Origin of the sequence: Pseudobutyrivibrio sp. ACV-2, assembly GCF_900107545.1 — a bacterium.
Taxonomy (GTDB): Bacteria; Bacillota; Clostridia; order Lachnospirales; family Lachnospiraceae; genus Pseudobutyrivibrio.
On sequence record NZ_FNQZ01000024.1, the window covers coordinates 23,111 to 30,607 of the forward strand.

A 7,497-nucleotide genomic window follows, 5' to 3' on the forward strand; every position below is an offset into this window, starting at 1 on the left:
CAAGTGTTCTTATTTCTTTAGATAAGGTATAATAGTTACATTGATTTTTGAGGGAGAAATTGTTATGTCAGAGTATTTACCAGGAAACATTTGTGAAAGACTTAGAGAACTTCGTGAGGCTAGAGGGCTAGACATTCAAGACGTGGCAGAAATAATCGGCATTCATAGAACTACTTACGGAAGAATTGAAAGCGGTACTGCTTCACTTAGTAGCGAGGGATTGATGCTGTTGTCGAAGTATTATGACGTGCCAGCAGATTATATTCTTGGAATTGTTGATGTTCCTGATAAAACATATTTTGAAATTCGTGAACTTGGTCTTTCAGTTGAAGCAGCCAAGAATCTTTATTCTGGAAAGATCGACCCACGTGTTATCAATTTATTATTAATTAATGATAAATTTGCAGATGCCATAAAAATGATGTCTGTTTATTTTTCTGGTGAAATGTCAGAAATGATTAAGGCTACAAACTGCGTGAAGGATTTTTCATATTCGTTGATTAATGATTTGATGAACAATGGTGATATTCCAAATGATTCTGAAATGGATGATTTAAAAACTTCAATCAGAGTATCTAAGGAGTCTCCTAATAGTTTTGAAATAGAAACAATAAAAAGTAGATTTATGCAGGCGGTTAAAGAAGTCAAAGAACAGGTTGATGCTGAGACAGAAAAATATCGTGAAGAACGACAGCTTCTAAATAAGGAAATAGCTAAAAACGTCAGAATTGAAATGAAAAAGATACAATATGGGCGTACTCTCCCAGAAGCTCAACGTAAGAAAAAAATAGTTAATGCTATAAAGGATTCAATGGCTATAGATCCAAACATGACACCAGAAATGATTAAAGAATTAACACCTGTCATTGAACAATCGGTAGAGACTTATGCCAAGTATGGAAAAAACTAGCAATCACGATTTACGACAGGATAAAAGAAATAGATTTCTCTGCCAACAAATACAACACAATAATTCTTTAGCAGCTAATAACCTTGTTCGAGAAAACGAGGGGCTGATAAAAAGACTTGCCATGAGTGTTGAAGTCGCCTATGAACTTGATGAAACTCATTATAGTGGAATTGACATTGAAGACTTAATTCAAGAAGGCAGAATTGCTATGCTAAAAGCTGCCAATGAATTTGATTTAGATTCTGATGCTAGATTTTCGACTTTTGCATTTATCGTAATGAGAAATGCTATGGCTGATTTGTGCAGAAAAAGCCTTAATGTTTACGAAAAGAAAATGATAGATAAAGGCTATACAAGAATTCAGCTTGATGCTCATCCTATTGATGAAGACGGTGTTGATGTAGAAGAAACTCTTACATTAGATGGACGTGACCCTACCGGTAACACTGCTGTTCACTGGGTTATGGTTCGCAAGCTGATAAACAGATTGGTTGGACTTACCCCACGACAAAGAAGACTTTTAATATTTCATTATGGAATAGGGTTTGGTGACGACAGAACCTTAGAAGAAACAGCCGAACACTTTCATCTCAGCCAAAAGTTTGCTGAGGATATCGAAGCTGATGCTATTAAAGAGCTTAAGCGTGGGATGAATGATGGGAAAATATTGTAATAAATATGTTTGCAGACATAGTCTGCTAAAAGTAGAAAGGTGGATTTACAAATATGTCTAATGATATTACTTCTAGTATGAGCTTATTATTCGAAAGAACTGATAAATTAATCACCAATTCACGAAATGCAATCGGTTCAATTGCAAACATGCTAACTGTTTATACTAATTTTCAAATCGGAAAATATATAGTTGAAGAAGAACAAAATGGTGATGATCGAGCTAGTTATGGTGCTAAGGTTCTAGATTCTTTATCTGATTACTTGACAGCAAAATATGGACGCGGCTTTTCACGTAGTAACGTTGCCGGTATGAGACAATTTTATCTTACGTACAAAGACCGTGATTCCCAAATTGTCCAATCGTCGATTGGACAATTACCAGATTTGCAAAATAGTGGCATTGTCCAGTCAGCGATTGGACAATTGACAATAAAAGAAAATTGGCCTTTTAAGCTTAGTTGGACTCATTATCAAGTACTTATGCGAATTGATGATGCAAATGAACGATCTTTTTATGAGCAAGAAGCTTTTAATTCAGCATGGAGTGTAAAAACTCTAAAACGACAATACAATTCTAGTCTTTATGAACGTATAGCGCTAAGTAGAGATAAAAATGAAGTTTTACGCTTAGCAAATGAAGGTAATATCCCATATAAGCCAGAAGATATTCTTCATACTCCTTACGTTCTAGAGTTCTCGGGCCTAGAAGATAAACCGGTATATCATGAGAGCGATTTAGAAAATGCCGTACTAAGCAAGATGCAGGACTTTATGTTGGAGTTAGGCAAAGGATTTCTTTTTGAGAAAAGACAGCGACGATTTGTCTTTAATGAAAAAAATTATTATTTGGATTTGGTTCTATATAACAGGTATCTACATTGTTACGTTTTGATAGATTTTAAAGTTGATGAGCTTACACATCAAGATTTAGGTCAAATGCAGATGTATGTAAATTATTATGATAGATATGAAAAAACAGAGACTGAACGACCTACCATAGGCATACTTATGTGCAAAGAAAGTGATCAAGAATTGGTAGAATTAACATTACCTGAAAATAGTAATATTTATGCGCAAGAATACAAGCTTTACTTACCTGACAAGAAACTATTACAAGAAAAGCTTAGAGAATGGATTGAGGAAGAAGAAAACTTAGCATAGATGCAGTTATATTGGGGGAAATTATGTTAAACAAAGAAAATGCAAAACAATACATACTAAAAAATGCAAGACCACTGGAATTATCATTATATAAATTCTTTTATGAAAATGGTGACAAAGCTTCTGTTTTACAAGAATTACAGAAATTTCAAAATCCAGATGGTGGCTTCGGTCACGGCATCGAGGCTGATAATTGGAATCCAAATTCTAATCCAATAGCTACAAATGATGCCATAATAACGTTGCACCGAATTGATTCACTTGATTCTGATTTAGGAATTGTAAAAGATATTGTGCGCTATCTTTCCTCGCATGATTCATTTGATGAAGATAAAAGACGTTGGCTTTTTGCCATAGAAAGTAATAAAGATTATCCTCATGCTATTTGGTGGAATAAAGATGGCGATGGTATCAGCCACTTTAATCCAACAGTTTCATTGGCTGCTTTTATGATATGTTTCGGCGATGCTAAGGACAAAGAATTCTATGCGCAAATTGTCAGGGATGCTTTTGAAGCTATAGTTGATTTAAAGGAATTTGGAGATGAATTGAAGTGTTACATGCTAGCGCATGTGTTACTTACCAGAGATAATATTAATGATGTAATTAATCTTAATGATACAAAAAATGCTATAGAAAATAAGTTAAAAGAAATCATTTGTGATGATACTTCAAAATATGGTGTTGAATACGTTCCTACTCCATCAGATTTCTTTATTGGAATTTATAATGAATTCTTAATAGAAGATATAAAGCCCCTTATTGCCGCAGAAAAGGATATATTAGAGCATCTTCAAAAAGACGATGGAGGATTTGATATATCGTGGCAATGGTACACAGACTATCCTGAATTTGAGACAGCTAGGAAATGGTGGAGACCTAGGATAACACTAGATAAATTGATTTTTGAGACATATGTATAGAAGGTGATGACTGAAATGGAAAAATTATTAGACTACTTTGTTGAAAACTCAAAAGAAATATTGAAAGACAATCTCGTTGGAATTTATTTACATGGTTCCGCTGTGATGGGATGCTTTAATCCAGATAAAAGTGATTTGGATTTGATTATAGTGGTAAAAGAATCTATAGAAGATGCCGTGAAAAAGCAATTTTTGGATATGGTTATTGAACTCAATAAATCAGCTCCTGCAAAAGGAATTGAAATGAGTATTGTTACTAGGGATGTGTGCAAGCCTTTTGTTTATCCGACACCATTTGATTTACATTTTTCCATAGGAACTCTAGATTGGTATAAATCAAATCATAATGATTATATTCAAAAGATGAAGGGTACTGATAAGGACTTAGCAGCTCACTTTACAATCATTACTAACAGAGGTAAGTGCCTATACGGTTTGTCAATTGATGAAGTGTTTGCGCCTGTGCCTAGAGAAGATTATTTGGATTCAATATGGGAAGACATAGTTGATGCCGAGGATGATATTCTTGAAAATACAATGTATATCGTTCTTAATCTTACAAGAGTGTTAGCCTACAAGAAAGAGGGATTGGTACTTTCAAAAAAGGAAGGTGGAGAATGGGCACTTAACCATATTCCAACAGAGTTTCATGTACTGATATTGGCAGCATTAGATGAATATATCCACAATGAAGCTGTTACTTATGATGAAACGCTTGCTCAAAAATACTCTGCTTATATGCTTGAAGAAATTCAAAAGTCCTGCGAGATAATTGGAACTACCGTAAAAGGGCATATCGACCGTCCATTAGGTTCTACTCATCCCAATTATCCAGGCATGATTTATCCAATTAACTATGGGTATGTTGATGGTGTTTTTGCTGCTGATGGTGAAGAACAGGATGTTTATGTTTTTGGTATAAACGAGCCTTTAAAGACATTTGAAGGAAAAGTCATTGCTGTTTATCACAGGATTAATGATAATGAAGACAAATGGATCGTATCGTTAGATGGTAAAGATTATTCTAACGAAGAAATCTTATCTACGATTGATTTTCAGGAACGATATTTTAAAGGGGAACTTTTGAGATAACATAAGCATGAAAACTAAAAAATGAGTAATATATGGGTGGAGGTGTTACTATGACAGGAACGATTATCTATCTAGTAATTTCTTTCTTGGTATCATTAGTATTTGTGATTCTAGGTATAAGACAAGTTCATTCAAAAGAGCCAGTAGGTATAAACACTGGAGAAAAGCCTCCTAAGGCAGAAGAACTGATTAGCGTTACAGAATGGAATCATAAATATGGTAGAAATTTTATTGTATATGGATGCTTATTATTTTTAACGTTGGTTTTGTTTGGAATATCACAAATAATGATTGATAATACTAAGCTATCATTAATCCTATTTGCTGTGGCAATAATTGGCGAAATAGCTTGGCTTGAGATAGACCACATCCTTCTTAAGAAAAAGCTTATTATAAACGATGTTGCATAAACATTTTCAAAAATTTATGATGGATACATAAATTACAGGAAAGTGAGGTGTTTAATTATGATGAATAGCAAGAAAAATACAAAATCTGAATATCTATTGAAAACCTCGGCATTTCTAAAATAAGAATTCTACTGTACCGTGATTTATTAGCCACGGTATTGTTTGCCAATCCTTCATAAGATATTCATACAAGACTTTTGTTACCAATCAATTATTTGAATTTTATGGAGGAATCTTATGATTAATCTTAGAAAAATCTCAGAAGAAAATTTTATTGATGCATTTAATCTTAAGTTGGGACATGATCAGGACAAGTTCGTTTCCCATCCAATTCGAAGTCTGGCACAGGCTTATGTTTATAGAGACCAATGTCAGCCATTTGGAATTTATGATGATGACATTATGGTTGGATATGTTATGGTAATTTATGATGATGACATTCTAGAATACAATATCTGGCATATGATGATTGATGAAAAGCATCAAGGAAAAGGTTTTGGGAAAGCAGCTCTTGAGCAGATTCTAGCATATATAAGCACAAAGCCATTTGGAAATTCGATTAGAGTTACACTAACTTGCAATAAAGATAACAAGACTGCACTGGCATTGTATCGAAATATAGGTTTTATAGAGACAGGTGTGGTAGACGATGATGAAATTGAGCTTACACTAGATATATCTAAGTAACATATACATTAAATATCGTTGTAGTATACCGTATTCTGGGTGAACTTCAAGGGTTCCCTAAGGGGTTCCCTTTCGGGAGACGGTGTCAGAACCTCCTTTCTTAGCAGGTTTCTGGACTGACAGAACTGTTCAAGTCCCGCCTTCCGCATTGGTTAATAATCAGAGTAAAGCCCTTTAAATTCAGTGTTTAAAGGGCTTTTATTTTTTGCAAATTTCTAAAATTAGCTAGTTTTTAGGACAACTGAGGGACAACCACCCTCCAGCTTGCTTAAAGTATCATCTTCTGCATCAATTTGTGCGTATGAATAATGTCTCAGCTTAGTTTCAACACTATGCCCCAACAGCTCTGCTCTCTTAGTAAGAGACACATTATTAGGAATGAATACATTAGAGTTTAGACTCATCCTAAATGCATGGTTATTAGTAATTGAAATATCCTCCGTTTCTTCACTTTTCTTTGCTTGGCTAAGCTGTATCAGAATAAGCTGGGCCGTCAAGGATGACTCCTGTCACTTGCGAAGTCCTTGATGGCACAGGTTATCCTGATACAATAGAAAGCCACAAAGAATAATTACTTATATTTTTTTCTTCAATTCATTGTATTTACCTCTTTTTCCGTATTTTTTGTTTTCTCACTAACAGTGCGCAGCTTTTGCGATTCCTTTAATCTCAAGGTTTTGGGCTTGCCCAACTTTTTCATGGGAATGTAATTTCCATGAAAAAAAGGACATTTGTCTATGCTTGCAAGGAACAAACGGACCCCAATTTTGATAGGCTAACCTATATATAAAATGGCCCAAAAATCTAGAAATGGTACACATAAGATTAAATTTTCCAATAATTGGCATTAATGGAGCGTTAATTGAAGTTAATGGAAAAACCAAAAACAGAGGAAAGAATGAGCCTTTCCAATATTATTGATTATCGCTACGTTATTCGTAATTATTGGAAAAATTAGATTCAGGCTTCATAGGATTAAAATTGATGTATTCTCCAATAAAGATGCTACTTATTTGTTCAAATTGTCCATTAACAATCTAGATTTTAATCTCGATATCTAAGTGTAAGAATTTTTATTAGGCTAAGGATGCGCTTATTTCAACGGAATGAAGTTGGAATAGGCGCTTTTTTAGTGGGAAGGAGGTTATATGAACGTAAGCACAGTAGTCGCGTCGCCAATATACTCGTACAGTGTATTGATGAATACGCCAAAGACAAGTACGGAAGTACTATCAGAAACATTTGGAAGCGTGAATGATGAAGCTTTGTCAGATGAGGAAAAAAAGCTTTCATTAATTGCTCAAGCAATGAATAAAGCTTTGCAGGATCAAAACAGTGCTGCGAGTCGCGCTGGAGAGATTGAGAACTTTTCTTTTGAAGGTTTATCTGAGGATCGAAAGTTTCTTGGAATGACTTCATATCCTGTTTCCAAAGCTGAAAGTAACATTGTTGTAGCTTATGAAGCAGAAGAATCCACTGAAGAAGATCCGATTGTTCAAATTACAATGAATGATTTGGATGGTGAAGAGAAAACATTTGATATTCATATTAATGAGGTCGACCCAACTTCTGCAACTGATATGGAAATGTTTGCATTTCTATCATATCAAGATTCTATCGGCAATAAAGTTGAGGGAGC

At 34.4% G+C, this 7,497-nt stretch carries 7 protein-coding genes and 1 pseudogene; all 8 read left to right on the top strand.

The window, feature by feature from the left end:
• Positions 1-64: 64 nt before the first annotated feature.
• A complete protein-coding gene (locus BLV53_RS15560; RefSeq protein WP_090302543.1) occupies positions 65-910 on the top strand; it encodes a helix-turn-helix domain-containing protein in 846 nt (281 codons plus the stop codon).
• Entirely contained in the window at positions 897-1,583 is a 687-nt protein-coding gene (locus tag BLV53_RS15565; RefSeq protein ID WP_170830903.1) for a sigma-70 family RNA polymerase sigma factor, read from the top strand. Before BLV53_RS15560 ends, BLV53_RS15565 begins: the two co-directional genes overlap by 14 nt.
• Before the next feature lie 53 nt (positions 1,584-1,636).
• Complete coding sequence (locus tag BLV53_RS15570; protein ID WP_090302547.1) at positions 1,637-2,746, top strand: PDDEXK nuclease domain-containing protein; 1,110 nt, start codon at positions 1,637-1,639, stop codon at positions 2,744-2,746.
• A 23-nt stretch (positions 2,747-2,769) separates the two neighbouring features.
• Positions 2,770-3,669, top strand: a complete 900-nt coding sequence (locus BLV53_RS15575; protein WP_090302549.1) for a hypothetical protein — start codon at positions 2,770-2,772, stop codon at positions 3,667-3,669.
• Between the two features lie 15 nt (positions 3,670-3,684).
• Positions 3,685-4,761: an aminoglycoside adenylyltransferase domain-containing protein gene (locus BLV53_RS15580; protein WP_242879124.1), complete on the top strand. Its 1,077-nt coding sequence runs from the start codon at positions 3,685-3,687 to the stop codon at positions 4,759-4,761.
• 50 nt (positions 4,762-4,811) lie between these two features.
• Positions 4,812-5,171, top strand: a complete 360-nt coding sequence (locus BLV53_RS15585; protein WP_090302553.1) for a hypothetical protein — start codon at positions 4,812-4,814, stop codon at positions 5,169-5,171.
• A gap of 237 nt (positions 5,172-5,408) precedes the next feature.
• The gene (locus tag BLV53_RS15590) at positions 5,409-5,858 is read left to right on the top strand and encodes a GNAT family N-acetyltransferase (RefSeq protein ID WP_090302555.1); all 450 of its coding nucleotides are present in this window, start codon (positions 5,409-5,411) and stop codon (positions 5,856-5,858) included.
• A gap of 1,148 nt (positions 5,859-7,006) precedes the next feature.
• Positions 7,007-7,497, top strand: a pseudogene (locus tag BLV53_RS15600) (hypothetical protein); the annotation flags it as partial.

Bases quoted from the DNA above. Each gene is read 5' to 3' on its own strand.
- BLV53_RS15560 (WP_090302543.1), top strand. From the start codon at position 65: ATGTCAGAGTATTTACCAGGAAACATTTGTGAAAGACTTAGAGAACTT.
- BLV53_RS15565 (WP_170830903.1), top strand. From the start codon at position 897: ATGGAAAAAACTAGCAATCACGATTTACGACAGGATAAAAGAAATAGA.
- BLV53_RS15570 (WP_090302547.1), top strand. From the start codon at position 1,637: ATGTCTAATGATATTACTTCTAGTATGAGCTTATTATTCGAAAGAACT.
- BLV53_RS15575 (WP_090302549.1), top strand. From the start codon at position 2,770: ATGTTAAACAAAGAAAATGCAAAACAATACATACTAAAAAATGCAAGA.
- BLV53_RS15580 (WP_242879124.1), top strand. From the start codon at position 3,685: ATGGAAAAATTATTAGACTACTTTGTTGAAAACTCAAAAGAAATATTG.
- BLV53_RS15585 (WP_090302553.1), top strand. From the start codon at position 4,812: ATGACAGGAACGATTATCTATCTAGTAATTTCTTTCTTGGTATCATTA.
- BLV53_RS15590 (WP_090302555.1), top strand. From the start codon at position 5,409: ATGATTAATCTTAGAAAAATCTCAGAAGAAAATTTTATTGATGCATTT.